General features: G+C 38.6%; 11 protein-coding genes, 1 tRNA gene and 1 pseudogene. 5 read left to right on the top strand and 8 right to left on the bottom strand.

Annotated features, from left to right (window positions below; all coding sequences use genetic code 11):
• Window positions 1-56: 56 nt before the first annotated feature.
• The gene (locus tag FJR38_RS12325; protein ID WP_168537329.1) at window positions 57-983 is read right to left on the bottom strand and encodes an undecaprenyl-diphosphate phosphatase; all 927 of its coding nucleotides are present in this window, start codon (window positions 981-983) and stop codon (window positions 57-59) included.
• A 340-nt stretch (window positions 984-1323) separates the two neighbouring features.
• Window positions 1324-4047: a CBS domain-containing protein gene (locus tag FJR38_RS12320; RefSeq protein ID WP_168537327.1), complete on the bottom strand. Its 2724-nt coding sequence runs from the start codon at window positions 4045-4047 to the stop codon at window positions 1324-1326.
• 642 nt (window positions 4048-4689) lie between these two features.
• On the opposite strand from FJR38_RS12320, the gene psbZ reads away from it, so the two are divergent.
• The 5 genes from psbZ to FJR38_RS12295 all read left to right on the top strand — a co-directional run bounded on the left by psbZ (window position 4690) and on the right by FJR38_RS12295 (window position 7620).
• Window positions 4690-4878: a photosystem II reaction center protein PsbZ gene (psbZ, locus tag FJR38_RS12315; protein WP_168494408.1), complete on the top strand. Its 189-nt coding sequence runs from the start codon at window positions 4690-4692 to the stop codon at window positions 4876-4878.
• 192 nt (window positions 4879-5070) lie between these two features.
• Window positions 5071-5562 (top strand): 6,7-dimethyl-8-ribityllumazine synthase, encoded by a 492-nt coding sequence (gene ribH / locus FJR38_RS12310; RefSeq protein ID WP_168494406.1) that lies wholly within the window; start codon window positions 5071-5073, stop codon window positions 5560-5562.
• Window positions 5563-5663: 101 nt separating this feature from the next.
• Window positions 5664-5735, top strand: a tRNA-Gly gene (locus tag FJR38_RS12305).
• A 207-nt stretch (window positions 5736-5942) separates the two neighbouring features.
• Entirely contained in the window at window positions 5943-6350 is a 408-nt protein-coding gene (locus FJR38_RS12300) for a hypothetical protein (RefSeq protein WP_168494404.1), read from the top strand.
• Window positions 6351-6354: 4 nt separating this feature from the next.
• Entirely contained in the window at window positions 6355-7620 is a 1266-nt protein-coding gene (locus FJR38_RS12295; RefSeq protein WP_168537325.1) for a glutamate-5-semialdehyde dehydrogenase, read from the top strand.
• Between the two features lie 45 nt (window positions 7621-7665).
• On the opposite strand, the gene FJR38_RS12290 is transcribed toward FJR38_RS12295, so the two are convergent.
• The 6 genes and pseudogenes from FJR38_RS12290 to FJR38_RS12265 form a co-directional block, all read right to left on the bottom strand.
• The gene (locus FJR38_RS12290) at window positions 7666-8874 is read right to left on the bottom strand and encodes a 4-hydroxy-3-methylbut-2-enyl diphosphate reductase (protein WP_168537323.1); all 1209 of its coding nucleotides are present in this window, start codon (window positions 8872-8874) and stop codon (window positions 7666-7668) included.
• 73 nt (window positions 8875-8947) lie between these two features.
• Window positions 8948-9760 (bottom strand): SGNH/GDSL hydrolase family protein, encoded by an 813-nt coding sequence (locus tag FJR38_RS12285; protein WP_174763986.1) that lies wholly within the window; start codon window positions 9758-9760, stop codon window positions 8948-8950.
• Window positions 9761-10048: 288 nt separating this feature from the next.
• On the bottom strand, window positions 10049-11467 hold the full coding sequence (locus FJR38_RS12280) for an ammonium transporter (RefSeq protein ID WP_168537319.1): 1419 nt from the start codon (window positions 11465-11467) through the stop codon (window positions 10049-10051).
• Between the two features lie 171 nt (window positions 11468-11638).
• Window positions 11639-11860, bottom strand: coding sequence for a hypothetical protein (locus tag FJR38_RS12275; RefSeq protein WP_168537317.1), 222 nt, complete (start codon window positions 11858-11860; stop codon window positions 11639-11641).
• Between the two features lie 69 nt (window positions 11861-11929).
• The gene (locus FJR38_RS28485) at window positions 11930-12640 is read right to left on the bottom strand and encodes a hypothetical protein (protein ID WP_254449443.1); all 711 of its coding nucleotides are present in this window, start codon (window positions 12638-12640) and stop codon (window positions 11930-11932) included.
• 314 nt (window positions 12641-12954) lie between these two features.
• A pseudogene (locus tag FJR38_RS12265) lies at window positions 12955-13923 on the bottom strand (YbjN domain-containing protein); the annotation flags it as partial.
• Window positions 13924-13959 lie beyond the last annotated feature (36 nt).

Here is a 13959-nt window from a genome sequence, read left to right as displayed (position 1 = left end):
GAATAGGGAATATTCTGACTCCTGACTCCTGATTCCTGAATTCTTACATAACAGGGTTATCCTTGCCAACCGCTGGCGATCGCTAATAAAATGGAAATACCAAAAGCCAATCTATACCAAACAAAAACAAATGTGTTTTTAGTTTGTAAATATTTGATTAAAAAGGCAATTGATAAATAGGAAAAAATAAAGGTGGAAATGATGCCAACAATTAGTAGGATGACAATATTATTTGGTAACTGTTGAGATTGAAACATTTGGAAGATTTTCAGACTTTTGTATAAAGTAGCGATCGTCAAAGTTGGAAACCCTAGCAGAAATGAAAATTTCGCTGCTGCTTCTCTTTCTAATCCTAGAAATAACCCAGTAGTTAAAGTTGCACCAGAACGAGAAACTCCAGGAAGTAAAGCTAGAGTTTGTCCTAATCCTACCAAAATACCATCTCTAATTTCTAACGTATCGAAACCTCGTTTGCGAGTCCCAATTTTCTCGGCTAAACCTAGCAAAATTGACATAACAATTGACATTATAGCAATAATTAATGCACTTTCAGGAATGACATCTTTAAACAAGAAACCAATGCTTAAAGCCGGGATTGTCCCCACAGTAATCCCCACAACAATTTTCCAATCTTCACTTTCCCAGTCTTTATCTTTAAAGGCTTTAATTGCACCTTTAACTAAACTAGAAATCACAGACCAAAAATACCATAAAATAGCAATCACACTACCAAACTGAATAGCATCAACAAAATCTTTAGAACCAAGTTCTTTCCACCCAAATATCTTGGTAACAATTAATAAATGTGCAGTGCTACTAATGGGTAAAAACTCTGTAATCCCTTGCACAATCCCTAAAATAAACGCCTGGATAAGTCCTTGCAGCATATCAACTTGGCTAGTAACTGCCTCAGCAGGTACTCCTGCTTGTAGTAGTTGCCATGATAGTAAATTCATACTATTTATCTCTAAAATTATTGCCATTAATCAAACTCCCAAAATCAATGCGTAATTCTAGCAAATTATCCAACTGGAGTTGCTTGTGTTCAGTCATTTTGGGCAAAATCTTATCAATTGATAATTGACAATTGTTTCATTCACCGCACTGGTGACTAACGAATGAGAATTTGGGCGTTGCTGAATTAGGGTATGAAATTCAAAAATCAATGATTTCAAACTCTTACTCTCTGTAGACTCTGCGCCTCTGCGTGTTCGCGCAGCGTGCCGTAGGCATAACAAAATCATACTCTTAATCAGCAACGCCAGAATTTGAAACCCATGAAGATGGGTTTTGTCTGTGTAGCCGCGACTTCTAGTCGCTAAATTACCGAGGATAATGCTTGGCTAAAAATTCTCTTGCTTCAACTTTATTCTTAATCAAACTATCTACTGTAGCACTTAATAAATCATCAAGCATTTGCTTATATTGAGGACTAGGTTTATAACCCAATTCTTTTAAATCATTCCCATTTAACAGCGGTTGAATATTTCCCCAGTTAGTTAAATATTGCCAAATGCGTCTTCTAATTTTCCTGGGACTTTGTAAAGCAATTAAGATTAAAGTTTGCAAATCATACTTCTTGAGTAAATAGACAGTTTGACTAGGTTTTTCAAAAGTCGGCAATAATGTCATCACCTCAGACTGAATTTGAGATAATTTCTGTAATCTGGCGATACTATCATCAGCTAATTGGAGATTCTTCGCTACTTTTTGGCGATATTCTGGTTTTAAATAAGCTATTAATACTTCTAAACGTAGTTGCCAATTTATTAAAGTTTGGTTGCGGTCAAATTTCTCTAAACAGCGTGCTAACAAATTTAATTGTCGAGCCAGTTCTGTATCTAATTCGAGAGAAGGATGAATACATTGTAAAGCACCTAAGCTATTCAGCAATTCTAAAGCTGATTGCCAATAAGAAGCTGCTAATATATATTTTAATTCGGTTTTTAGACGAGTTTGTAGAGCCGGAGTTTTATGATTTGTTTGACTAGTCCGATCATAAACTCCACTATTGATAGCATAACGAATATAGGCTTCTGTTTGTGGTTCTATGTAAAATCCAAACCGCACAGCAAAACGCACTCCGCGATAAATCCGAGTCGGATCTTCAATAAAACTATTGGCGTGTAAAATCCGAATTTGTTGATTTTGTAAGTCTAGAAAACCACCAAAAAAATCTAATAATTCTCCAGCACGGGGAGAAGTTAATCTCAATGCCATGGCATTAATAGTAAAATCTCGCCGATATAAATCTTGACGAATGGAACTAGCTTCAACTTCTGGATTTGCTGCTGGGTAAGGATAAAACTCCGTTCTAGCTGTGGCAATATCTACCCATAATGAATCTAATTCTGGATCTTTGTGCCATAATAAAGCCGCAGTTTGGAAAGCGCCATGAATTTCTAATCTAGCATGAGGATAAAGTGGTTGTAATGCTTTAGCTAATTCTACACCTGCACCGACATCTGCGGTTTTATGGAAACCATCAACTACTAGATCAATATCATTAATCATTAAGGCGTGAGTTTCCGCTTCTGATAGTAGCAAATCTCGGACTGCACCACCAACTAAATAAAGATGCCAGCCTCGTTTTTCTGCTTCTTGCGATGCTATAGTTAGTAATTGCCAAAGTTGAGGCGCGAGACGATTTTCTAATTCACTACTAAGTCCTAAATTATGTTCGGAATTTTGAGTTTTGAATTTTTTTGCCGGCAGCCTAGCAGAACCACTATTTTGAATTGTTAATTGATGTAATTCTCTTAAAACATCGGTGCGGGTGACAATACCAACTAATTGCCCGTGATCTAATACTGGTAATCTGCCAATATCATAAATCACCATCAAAGATTCAATTTCAGGTAAAGAAGTATCTGGGTTAATTGTCTTTAAATTAGTTGTCATATAACCTTTAACTGGTGCATGACTAAACCCATGATGTAAAGCAATATCTAAATCCCGTCGAGAAATAATTCCTATTAATAAACCTTGGGTATTAACTACAGATAAACCTGAATGTCCATAGCGTAATAAAATCCGCTGTGCTTCGGCTATTGTGGTTTCAGGACGAATGGTCCGGACTGGAGAAGACATTAAGTCTCTAGCTGTAGGAGGATGGGGAATTTGGGCTTTTAAACCATCTAATAATTGTTGTAAAATTGGTTGGGCATCTGTAGTGCGGAGGTTGAGAGATGCAGCTTGGGAATGGCCACCACCGCCATGAGGTTGGAATAAGTAATTAAGATTGGTATGGGGAATTTGAGTTCTCCCAATTACTGTTAAGCGCCAATCATCTTCACCCAAGGGATATTTATTCGCTAAGAGGACAGCATCAGATTCGGTTAAATCAATTATTTCGGAAGCTAAATTTGATAAACCCGGTACAAAACCATCTGTTGTCAGTGTCACCCAAGCAATGGTATATCCCCGTAAACAGAGATATTGTAAGTTTTCTAAAGCTTCACTTAATAATTGTTGTAATTGTGGCGATAAACCAGGATCACGGTAAGTAGAAATTACTGATAAATTTGCCCCTTGCTGCATTAACCAAGCTAATGCGAGAGCATCTCTAGATGTAGATTGTTTGTATGTTAATGAACCTGTATCAACATGAATACCCAAAGCCATAACGGTTGCTTGGGCAGAATTGAGGGAAATATGGCTTTTTTGCAATTCTTCTACCATTAAGGTAGTTGTAGCACCCACTGGGGCGATATATGATTGGGTAGTGGGAATATCCCCTTCTTGTCCGAGATGATGATCATAAACGATGATTTCTTGGACATTAGGTAAATCGAACCATTCAGCAGCTTTACCCAGGCGATCGCGCTTTTGAGTATCAACAACCATTAAAGAACGAATTTTTTCAGGATTTACCGAACGTCTTTCAATCAACGGATATTCATCTCGGTGTAACGCCAAAAAATCTCTTACAGGAGGATGGGCCCCTCCAGTCAAGACGATTTTACTTCCTGCTTTAAGACAAGTTAACCCCACTGCTGCCCCTAAAGCATCAAAATCAGCAGTTGTATGACAAAGAATTAAATCCATATATGTAGGAGCGCAAGGACTGCACCCAGAAGTATGGCTAATGCCACTTCTATCTTAATCATTTCTCTAATCCCCATACCCAATCCTCGAAAGAAATAACAGATTGCAGGATGAGAAATGAGCAACTGTTACATACAAGATTACCCGGTAAGCGTAAAGCTCAGTCACAAAGCGTGCTGAGATATAAGCGACACGGGCGAAAATATTGCGCCTAATTCATCGAATGGTAATAGTAGATGTGATACAATTTCAACGATTCTAGAATTTAAGTATAACTAAACAACGTAAAAACTTAACTTATTTGGTTGAGTGCGTAGTCATACCTAACGGTATTGCAGTTTAGGAAAGCTAAATTTGGTGAGAAATGAAATGCAAAAATCAAGTACGGTAGGGCATACCGGAATTAACGCTTTAGGAGAATCGACCTCTGTTTTTGTTGGAGTAATCCAGCAATTGTAAGTTGGCTCATTGATTAAAGAATCTCAGCGTCTTTAGACGCTGAGAGTGTCAAAAACCAGACGTAAAATATTAATTGATCAGGTGATGCCTTGTGAGTTCATGAGGTTCACTGAAAAACCCAGACTGCTTATACAGTAACAGTTATGGGCAAAACTAAGATTTCGTTATGTTGGGAAAAATAAAATGACCATAGTATTTCAAATCGCCTTAATATCATTAGTCTTGTTCTCTTTTGTGCTTGTAGTTGGTGTACCTGTTGTTTACGCCACTCCTCAAAACTGGGTAGAATCTAAAAAACTGCTCTGGGTTGGTTCGGGAATTTGGGCAATTTTAGTGGTGTTAGTCGGTATATTAAACTTTTTTGTGGTTTAATTGACTGCTTTAATTATCCACTAACACATAACATACAGATTAGAGGAGCAGAAAAGCCCAGGTAAAGGGTCAAAAAGGAAAAAACTTTTTTTCTCGATGACTTTTTCCTAATTGTGCTTTCCTGCTCTTCTATTTTGAAGATAGAAAAGTATATTGATAAAGCAGGTAGAGTAAATTTATTCAGAGGCAGTTATGGCAGTTTTTGAAGGGAATTTTCTGCAAACCGAGTCATTGCGGTTTGCATTGATCATTGCTCGATTTAATGATTTGGTCACACTTAAACTAGTAGAAGGGTGTAAAGATTGTTTGAAACGTCACGGGATCGATCCTGATCCCGAAGGTGAACAAGTGGACTACGTTTGGGTCCCTGGTAGTTTTGAAGTGGCAAATGTAGCTCGGCAATTGGCTATGTCTGGTCGGTATGATGCCATAATTTGCCTTGGTGCGGTTATTAAAGGGCAAACACCACATTTTGATTATGTATCGGCTGAGGTTTCTAAAGGCATTGCTGCGGCTAGTTTTCAAACAGGTGTACCTGTAATTTTTGGCATTTTGACAACAGATACTATGCAGCAAGCTCTAGAAAGAGCCGGAATTAAAAGTAATCATGGTTGGGAATATGCCATGAATGCGATCGAAATGGCTAGTCTAATGCGTCAACTACGCCCAAATTTAGCCAGTTAAAACCGACGACTTACCACCGACAACTGACCACTGACAAAAAAATTTAATTTAGGGGTTGACAACTGATAATAAATCTGGAATAATAAGATTATTGTGCAGTTGCGGGTGTAGCTCAGTGGTAGAGCGCAACCTTGCCAAGGTTGATGTCGTGGGTTCGAATCCCATCACCCGCTTTTAATTTAAAGCTATGATATGAGAACAGGGCTAAACGGTCTTTTGTTCCTACTAATCTAGTGGGTCATGGCTTTTTCAGTTGGGATAGTAATATAAACTTTCCGGGCTACATCAACTTTTAGAAGTAATTTTAGGTTTCCCCATACTGATTTTCAGAATAATTGGGGAATAATGTAAAAAAACCGCTCAAGTTATTTACCTCGCTTGTGCAATCTCCAAAACCAGATAAAATTGACCTGAATAAGGAATATACTTGTCCTTGTCGTCGCAAGGGACAATTGATTCCTATTACTCTCACAGAAGCCTTTGGATGCGATCGCTGCCAGCAGATTTTTGTTGTAGAGGAAAATGGATATGTATTAGAACAACTTTCTACAACCTATCCCTATAAGCGGGCTTGGCGATGGAAAGGAAATAACTGGCACATAGTTCAACCTCGCTTAGGACAAAGCTATTTACCCATAGCACTAAGCATTATTTTTGTGTTAGTGATTATATGGTTGCCATTAGCCCTGTGGTTTGCTACTAGTTCCAGCATCCTCTCGTGGGCAATGGTAGCAGTGTTGTTGGCAATTCTGCCAGCACTAATGGTCTGGCTTACTTACAGACGTTAACTCCATGACAGGTGAAGTGATTGATGATTACCCCGAACCCATGACTAGTGCAGAACGCGCTTTTCAAGCTTCATTGAAGTTGGGAATTACTAAGGGGATAGACAGGAGTCGGGCTGTGTTAGCAATGGCACAAGCAATAGAATGTGATTTTGATGAAATTCTCGAAGCTAATACATTAGATCTAGAAGCAAGTCGAGAAATGGCAGTTCCAGAATTAATTTTGGACTGGTTGAAGCTAACTCCCTCCAGATTGGAGAATACAATCAAGATTCTGCAAAGACTAGGGGAATTATCAGATCCTTTGCGACGAGTAAGAACTGCTGATTATCAACAGGAAGACTCCCAAAGTTATACCCAGTTAATGCCTTTAGGGGTGATCGCCTTTATTTATGAGGCTTTCCCCGATTTAGGGGCGATCGCGGCTGGTTTTTGCCTGAAAACTGGTAATAGTATTATTCTCAAAGGGAGTACAGAAGCTAGTCATTCTAATACAGCGATCGCTAATTCACTACAATCAGCCATTACTCAAGTTGGTTTACCAGCAGGTTGTGTACAATTAATCACCGCTGAACATGGGGCTTCTGTGCGAGATTTAGTCACTCAAGATCAGCATTTAAGTTTAGTTATTCCCTACGGACGTTCTAGCTTAATTCAACAAGTAGTTAGACAAGCAACCTGCCCAGTTTTAAAATCAGCAATGGGTAATTGTTACCTGTACTGGTCACTAAATAGTAGTTTAGAAATGGTGCGCTTGATGATCATGGATAGCCATGAAAGCGAACCAGATCCAGTCAATGCGATTGAAAAAGTTTTAATTCATCGTCAATCTTTACCATCTTCCTTATCAGTGTTGTGGAGTAGCTTAAAGGAAAAAGGTTTTGAACTCAGAGGTGATGCGGAATTAGTAGAAGCCTTTCCCCAGTTGCAATTAGCAAAAGATGGAGAATGGGGAATACCTTATTTAACCAAAACAGTGGCGTTTAAATTGGTAGATAGTTTAGAAAGTGCGATCGCTTGGATTAATCAATATAGTAGTGGTCATGCTGATAGCATTGTCACAGAATCCTATCAAGAAAGTCGTCAATTTGCCTTAGGAGTAAATAGCGCCTCCACCTACATTAATGCTTCCCCCCGTTTTGCTCGCAACTCCTCACGGGGAGACGCAGTATTTTTAGGAATGTCAAATCAAAAAGGACATAGAAGGGGATTTATTAGTTTGGAAACTTTGACAACTGTGAAACACATTGTTCAAGGTAATGGAAGATTTTAGGAGTCCGTAGGGGCGCAGGGTCTGCGCCCTTTCAGGAGTCTATAATTAAACTAAAGCTGCGGTTGTTTTGAGAGCGAAAATTTTCTCAATTATATCTTCAACTACCTTATCTGGTGTAGAAGCACCAGAAGTAACACCAACCTTAATTTCTCCAGACGGTAGCCAGTTTTCTGTAACTACCAAATCTCCTGTTAATTGCCGATGTTCAATAGTCTTAATTGATTGAATTCGTTCCACACAATCAATATGATAGGAAGGAATATTTTTATCAAAAGCAATCTGTTGTAATTGAGTAGTATTTGATGAATTAAAACCACCAATAACTATCATTAAATCTACCTTCTCTTCCACTAATTCCAACATAGCATCTTGACGTTCTTGAGTAGCATCACAGATGGTATTGAAATTTTGAAAATGCTGATTTAACTCTGTTGGTCCATATTTTTGCATCATAGTTCGCTCTAGCATTTTCCCGATTTGTTCGGTTTCACCTTTGAGCATAGTTGTTTGATTAGCAATACCTACCCGTTGTAAATCTTGATCAGGATCAAATCCCGCAGAACAAGCTTTAGCAAACTTGGCTAAAAATTCTTCGCGATCGCCACCATTGAGAATATAGTTAATTACATATTCTGCTTCTTTTAAATTCAAAACAATCAAATATTTACCAGCAAAAGAACTGGTAGCAACGGTTTCTTCATGCTTATATTTTCCGTGAATAATTGAAGTGTAATCGCCTTTTTTGTGTTTTTCTACAGTGTTCCAAACTTTAGATACCCAAGGACAAGTAGTATCAACAATTTGACAACCTTTATCATTGAGAATTTGCATTTCTTGAACACTTGCACCAAAGGCTGGTAAAATCACCACGTCACCTTTACCAACAACAGAAAAATCTTTTACCTTATCAATGAGGGGAATAAATTCTACCTGCATTTCCTGCATTCGTTTATTCACAGAGGGATTGTGAATAATTTCGTTAGTAATCCAAATGCGTTCCGTGGGGAAATGCTGACGAGTTTCATAGGCCATAGCTACAGCCCGTTCCACACCCCAACAAAAACCAAATGCTTGAGCTAGTTGGATAGTGACATTACCACGTTTGAGAGTGTAATTGCGATCGCGTATTTCCTGAATTAAGTTACTCTGATACTCAGATTGTAACTGTGTAGCAACTTCCGCTTGATGACCAAAACCCTTACGATTGTAATTGGCTGAATGTTGGAGGCTGCGTTTAAAAGCTTTTGTATCCATTTGAAATAAGCCACTAAAATTACTATTTTTGATTTTCTCGCGCTTGGAGACGATTAATACAGAAAATTGTGATTTATATCCTATTTCCTGAGTTGATCTTTTGTGGTTGAGGAAGCTGGGGTGCTACTTGTTGGTTAGTATACATTTGTAAAGCAGTCCGCCAAACTAGATAACCAGGGGGACTCAGATGTAAACCATCGGTAGTAAAATCTGAACGGAGATTACCTTGTTTATCAGTGAATAAAGGATGTAAATTGAGATATTTGACACCTTTTGCAGTAGCGATATTATTCAATTCCTCATTCAACTGACGAATCCGCAGATTGGGAATAGCTAGGAGTTTTTCTTTTCCTTCCCAAGTTGTTCCTTCTGCACCATGAGGCAAAATTGACTGCACAACAATTTCTGCTTGGGGGTGTTTTTTTTGCAGATAATTGATAATTCGCCGATAATTACCTAAAATTTCCTGATCACCTAGTCCCCGAATTAGATCATTAATCCCCACCATAACTAAAATCATATCTGGTTGGGTGCGGTCAAAAAAATCTAATCTTTGTAACAATCCATTGCTAACTTCCCCAGAGATGCCCTGATTTAGCCAGGATCTATCCTCAGGTAATAACTCCGGTGGAAACCATAAACTCAGAGAATCTCCTGCGAGGATAGTTAATCGCTGGGGATTTTTTTCAACAGTTGCTTTCGCTTCTTGTTTGAGAATGTCTAACCATTGGGGATAACTGAGTTTATGACGAGGACCCAACTCTGGGGGTACATATTGATTTTTCCAGTTGAGGTTAACTGGTTCTGGGGGATTTGGGATAGCTGTGGTTTCTAATCCAGGGATTAGTTTTTGCTGTCGCCAAATCAATAAAATGACCGCTAACATTAGGATGATGTTAGTTAACAATGCTAAGAATCCCCAGAAAGGAAAGGTTTTTACACGATTAGACACGACTAGGAAACATTACCGATATTGAATTAATTGTAAATCTGGTCATGGGTAATTGTCAGTTGTCATTGGTGATTGGTGACTTGCCCTGAGCGTAGCCGAAGGGTTGGTGATTGGTAAGAATTATTTCTCCTGCTCCCCTGCTCCTCTGCTCCCCTGCTCCCCTGCTCCCCTACTCCCCTGCTCCCCTACTCCCCTGCTCCCTGCCCCCCTGCTCCCTACTGACTACTTATGAGAAATGCGATCAGCGAAGTCGGAGTTATAACCTTCTTCACCGTGTTCGTGGATATCCAAACCTTGATTTTCTGTTTGCTCTGGAACTCGTAAACCGACTGTAGCACTAATAATTTTGAGAATGATCCAAGTTCCCAATCCGGCTACAATATAGGCTAGAGCGATCGCTATTAGTTCTACAAATAATTCACTAAAGTTACCACGCAGTAAACCATCTTTACCTCCGGGATTAACTTGAGTTGTGGCAAAGATGGCTGTGAAAATCGCACCTACAGTCCCACCAACGCCATGTATAGGGTAGGTATCTAAGGCATCATCAATCCGTAACTTATGCTTGAAACTGACAGCAAAGAAGCAGACACAAGCAGTCATGAAACCTATTAACATTGCTCCTAGAGGTGTGACAAATCCTGCGGCTGGGCTGATACCAACTAAACCAGCTACAGCACCCGTGGCTGCGCCTACAGCAGTAGGTTTTCCCCTTAATTGGGCTTCTAAAATCAACCACATTAATGCCCCAGCCGCGGCTGATGTATTAGTGGCAACAAAGGCTACTGTGGCTACTGTGCCAGCAGATAAGGCACTTCCAGAGTTAAAGCCAAACCAGCCAAACCAAAGTAAGCCAGCACCTAACAAAATAAAGGGGACATTGTGAGGGGGGCTAAGACGATTGGGATAATTTTTTCTGGGTCCGAGGACAATGGCTGCGACTAGTGCCGAAACACCGGAACTAATATGCAAGACTGTACCCCCAGCAAAGTCTAGAGCGCCTAGTCCGCCATATAAACTTAAAAATCCTCCTTTTGCCCAAACCATGTGCGCTAGGGGTGTGTAGATGAAGGTTGACCACAGCAGCACAAATAGACAATAGGCACGGAAACTCATCCGTTCGGCGATCGCTCCCGAAATTAAGGCTGGGGCGATAATTGCAAACATGGCATGATAGATCATGAATGCTTGATGGGGAATTGTCTTAGCATAGGAAGTGACATCAGCATAGGTAGGATCTGCGGCTTTGAGGGCATCTTCATAAGCCATGTGGGGTAAATAGCCTTGAGTTTCTAAACCCACATTCCCAAACATCCAATGCCAACTACCGATGATCGAGTTACCCGGTGAGAAGGAAAAACTGTAACCCCAGAGAATCCAGGTTACTCCGACAATCGCCATCAACACAAAACTCATCATTAATGTGTTGAGAATATTCTGCGATCGCACAAATCCACCATAGAAAAATGCTAACCCCGGTGTCATCAACAATACCATGGCTGATGATATGAGCATAAATGCTGTATCTCCTGGATCAGGAGCAGGTCCAGGAATTGAAGTTTGTGCAGAAGCATTTCCTGTCAATAACCCTATCAGCAACAATAGGGTTAAACATCCAATGATGACCACTTTCTTGAACACTTATTTTCGTTCCTATTCGTCGGCGATATTGGTCTTAATTACATACAATTCGTAATATTCACTACTTTTTTCTGTCTTAAAAGTTACTCAAATTTTAATTTTCCAGGAAGCTTAACAAAAATCTTATCTTTGCATCAGTATTTGTAGGAGTCTGGAGGAAGCTAATTTCTTTCAATTTATTAAAGATATCCCTGGGCATTTTCTATGGCTTGAGTTGCTTTTCCTATTGCTACTAGCGATGTCTACGGACAGCGAAGCCGCTGTTACTGAATCTATAATGGCATTTATCAAATCAGCTATTTGTTGAGCGCGTTCCATAAAGAATTTGACAACATCAATAATCATTTTACAGGCTTTCACAAATGCAGATGCTGGGGTTAACATACTCAGCACAAACTCTATTCCTGCTTGGATAATGGTATTAGTTACAAAATCTGTTTAGCGACTTGGATTTACGGAAATCTAGGCTTTTTCCCAACCTTTATTTAACAAGCGAGATATAGCATCTTGAAGTGCTATTTGTTCAGGCTGACCAGGCTGTGTCCATAAAGACCAATGAATCATCATGTCAGCAGACAAACCTCCATATTCCTGACTTAGTGCAAAGGTGACAGGAGGTTCAATGGATGTTTCTTTGACAGGCCCTGAAACCCACAAGCCATCCTCTAATCTCTCGATAGGAATATTCAGTTCTCCAGCATTGGAATTTAACAACAATGACTGTCTTGCTTGAAATTCTTGTTCATTAAATAGACGTGTTCGAGTTGCGTAAATATGGATAATTCGCCAAGTAATTCTATAATCAGGATTTGTGCAGTCTTGCTCCAATGCAGTTTTTATCCAGTTGAATAAAATCTCTGGCGAAAGTTGGGGAGCTTGAGAAACTTGTGGATCGGGATTAGTAAATCCTGCTCCTAAAATTATGTTGCTAGGTGCAGATAAAGCTTGAATATACCAGTGTGGAAGTAATGGCGCTATATTACTCATAGCAGACCAATCAGTATCTCGGAAAACAACCATCAAATCAGCAGAGAGGGGTTGTATAAATGAGTAAAATTCTTGAATAAATTCAACACCTAAAGTTGCCAGTTGCAAGTCATCCAGGTCTTCCAGAGGATTATTTACAAGTCTAATCTGTTCACCTGGAAAAGTATGTATAAAACAGTCAGTCATATTCCCCCTGGGTAATTTACGGATTATATAACTATTCTTATCCCTACTACTTCTCTGTCGAATGGTTGATGAGTAGGATTTCTTTTTGTTTGAATATTCTGTTGTCCTATATCAGGAAGATTTTGAATTTCTTGAAATGTAGGTTTATTTACTTTTCTCTCTACCCTTATCCCTACTACTTCTCTATCGAATGTGCATAACTGCAATGCGATGCTTTCGGTGAGGGTAGCGATCGCTGTTACTGAATCTATAATGGCATTTATCAGTTACAAAATCTGTAATCCTATCCATCACCATTGATTTACTAACATTACTTATAACAACTTCTCTCGGCGAACTAAATTTGCTCTCAAGTCTTCAATTTCTACCAATAATTCTACTTCTTTATTACCAATTAGTGCATCAGTTGGTAATTCTTGTAACCGTTGTTCAACACTATTAAATAATGTTTGTAAATCGGAAATTGCTTTTAATTCAGGAGCATTTATAGGTAATTCATCATATTTTTGGCTCAAATTCTGTAATTTTTCTACTAGTGACTGTATTTTTCCCGCTATTCCTGAATATCTTTGAATCAATTTAATATTTTTTGCGGATATTGTTATTTCTTTGAAAAAGATATTTGCTTGAATAAATATTGTTTCTCCTAATTCCCCTAATCTGGAAATAAGTTCTTTTTTAAGGTTCTCCAATATAGCATTAGTTTGTTTATGTTGATAAGGAGGCATTACTTGTAATGCGTGATGAAATTGGGCAATTTCTTCTGGTGTTAATATTGTTAGTATATATGGAGTTCTCTCTTGGGTTTTAAGATCCTCTTTTTGTTCATCAACAGCTATAATCAATGGTAACTGTTCAACTTGATCTAATGATTGGTTAATCTCTTGATTTTGTTCTATTTTATTAATAGCTAATTCAGGAGAAATATCACTTTCAATTACATTTATAATTCCTGGTAAATATTCATCCATCATGGTGACATTGGCATAAACTATATTTTTAATTAGTGCAGAACTCAGTTGATCTCCATCTACATCTATACTAGTTTTATAACGAATTTCTCCATCATTAAAATCCATTTCAAAGTTACCATTAATCATGCCATAATTTGCCCTGGTGATAAATTCAGAAATGGTTAATCTTTTATCTTCTGATATTTGTACAGGACAAATGGAATAAAATACAAATTGTTTTTGTTCTTCTCTAACTTTGGCGTAGCAATTCCATCTCCCATTATCGCCCTCAAAAGCCAAAAGTAAAGAATCTTCATCATCAATTTTCCGAAATTGCCAATCATCTTTTCAAAAAATGCGATTACA

It is taken from the genome of Anabaena sp. UHCC 0253 (assembly GCF_009712085.1).
GTDB lineage: Bacteria > Cyanobacteriota > Cyanobacteriia > Cyanobacteriales > Nostocaceae > Dolichospermum.
This window is presented reverse-complemented; position numbering and strand designations above follow the sequence as displayed.

Coding starts and splice junctions, on each gene's coding strand:
- FJR38_RS12325 (WP_168537329.1), bottom strand. CDS start 983: ATGGCAATAATTTTAGAGATAAATAGTATGAATTTACTATCATGGCAA.
- FJR38_RS12320 (WP_168537327.1), bottom strand. CDS start 4,047: ATGGATTTAATTCTTTGTCATACAACTGCTGATTTTGATGCTTTAGGG.
- psbZ (WP_168494408.1), top strand. CDS start 4,690: ATGACCATAGTATTTCAAATCGCCTTAATATCATTAGTCTTGTTCTCT.
- ribH (WP_168494406.1), top strand. CDS start 5,071: ATGGCAGTTTTTGAAGGGAATTTTCTGCAAACCGAGTCATTGCGGTTT.
- FJR38_RS12295 (WP_168537325.1), top strand. CDS start 6,355: ATGACAGGTGAAGTGATTGATGATTACCCCGAACCCATGACTAGTGCA.
- FJR38_RS12290 (WP_168537323.1), bottom strand. CDS start 8,874: ATGGATACAAAAGCTTTTAAACGCAGCCTCCAACATTCAGCCAATTAC.
- FJR38_RS12285 (WP_174763986.1), bottom strand. CDS start 9,760: ATGTTAGCGGTCATTTTATTGATTTGGCGACAGCAAAAACTAATCCCT.
- FJR38_RS28485 (WP_254449443.1), bottom strand. CDS start 12,640: ATGACTGACTGTTTTATACATACTTTTCCAGGTGAACAGATTAGACTT.